The 1445-nt window shown below is 47.9% G+C and carries 2 protein-coding genes; both read left to right on the top strand.

Going from position 1 to position 1445, the window contains the following annotated elements; all coding sequences use genetic code 11:
- On the top strand, positions 1 to 204 hold a 204-nt coding region (locus tag AC1DF0_RS31915; protein ID WP_477577567.1), incomplete at its 5' end, for a copper amine oxidase N-terminal domain-containing protein.
- Between the two features lie 12 nt (positions 205 to 216).
- Positions 217 to 1445: stalk domain-containing protein (locus AC1DF0_RS31910; protein ID WP_477577565.1), on the top strand; the 1229-nt coding region annotated here is incomplete at its 3' end.

Here is a 1445-nt window from a genome sequence, read left to right as displayed (position 1 = left end):
TCTTACCGTAAGCAACTGCTTGCCTTCAAAGTATACGATACGAAAGCGACCCTCGATGGCAAGAGTGTTGTGATGCCTGCAGCGTCACTTTCMTATCAAGGAAGGACCTACGTGCCTCTCCGCTTCCTAGCGCAAGCGTTCGGCGCTAAAGTAGCATGGGACGATGCAATTGGCGGCGTCTCCGTACAATTTCCCGTTAACTAAAGGAGAGGTACAATGAAGCGTTTAATATCTGCAATAGCTTTCCTTCTAACATTGGCTTTGCTTCCACTAGAGAGTTCGACTGCGGCAGCAAGCGCAAAAACAACGATGATTACCTCATTGCCTCTCACCGGCATCATTGATATCTTTGATCGAGGCAACGCCGACCATTTTTACGCCTTGCATAGCGACGGTACGATTTGGATTGGTAACGGCAGCAAGCCCGCCGTAAGGGGGCCGCAGATTCCAGGAGCTGTTGAAATTTCTGGGAATCTCATTCTAACCTCGGCAGGCGAAGTATGGTCATGGGACGAAGCTGGCGGTACGCCTAAGCGAATTGCCGAATTGTCCGGCATTCGCAGCATAAGCTCCGGAGGCGGATTTACACCTATTAACTTGGCATTGAACGACAAAGGAGAGGTATATGCGTGGGGAAATACTTGCCTAACTTCTCTCATAAGACCCGACTTCCAGGGCAGCGGAGGACTATGTCAATCCGTTTTCCACAGGTGGCCAACTCCGACCGATGACGAGCAGGCGAGCATACCTAAATTCGCTATTGAGGGAGCAAAAGCGATTAAAGCATCCACGCAATATATTCTGATTCTAATGGCTGACGGCAAAACCATTAAGGCATACGGAAACACCGCAAATGTGACTTACAGTATGTATGAATATGTTTCCAATGAACCGATCGTAGACTTTGACGGCTATGACAAAGATTATATGGGCATGTCCACAATGTTTACCGCCATTCCGGATGAATTCAGTAAGTTTAAAGGTAACTATGTCCAGATAAGCCAAGGCTATGGAGGCAGCTATAAGCTTCTATTGCACAAAGACGGTACCGTATGGGGAAATACGATCTGGAATGACGATCCTATTAAGCGCATCACCCCGCTTAAGGACATCATTGAGGTTGCCGCTGTGGCCCTTAACAGCGGTACGGCCTTGGACAAATACGGAAAAGTATGGACATGGGGCGACCGCATCAATATTCCTCTTCTAGATACGACAGAGAAGATACAAACTAAAGTGAATGCGATACCGTTACAAAAGCAAATATCGCTCCGGATCAACGGCAAATTCATCGCATCCGATCCCGGCCCAATCCAGACGAACGGAACGACCTTCGTGCCGATACGCTCTTTATTCGAATCAATTGGCGCGAAGATCGGCTACAACAATGATAACATCACCGTCTCTTACCGTAAGCAACTGCTTGCCTTCAAAGTATACGATAC

The organism is Paenibacillus sp. 05T425, from assembly GCF_056396205.1.
This window is presented reverse-complemented; position numbering and strand designations above follow the sequence as displayed.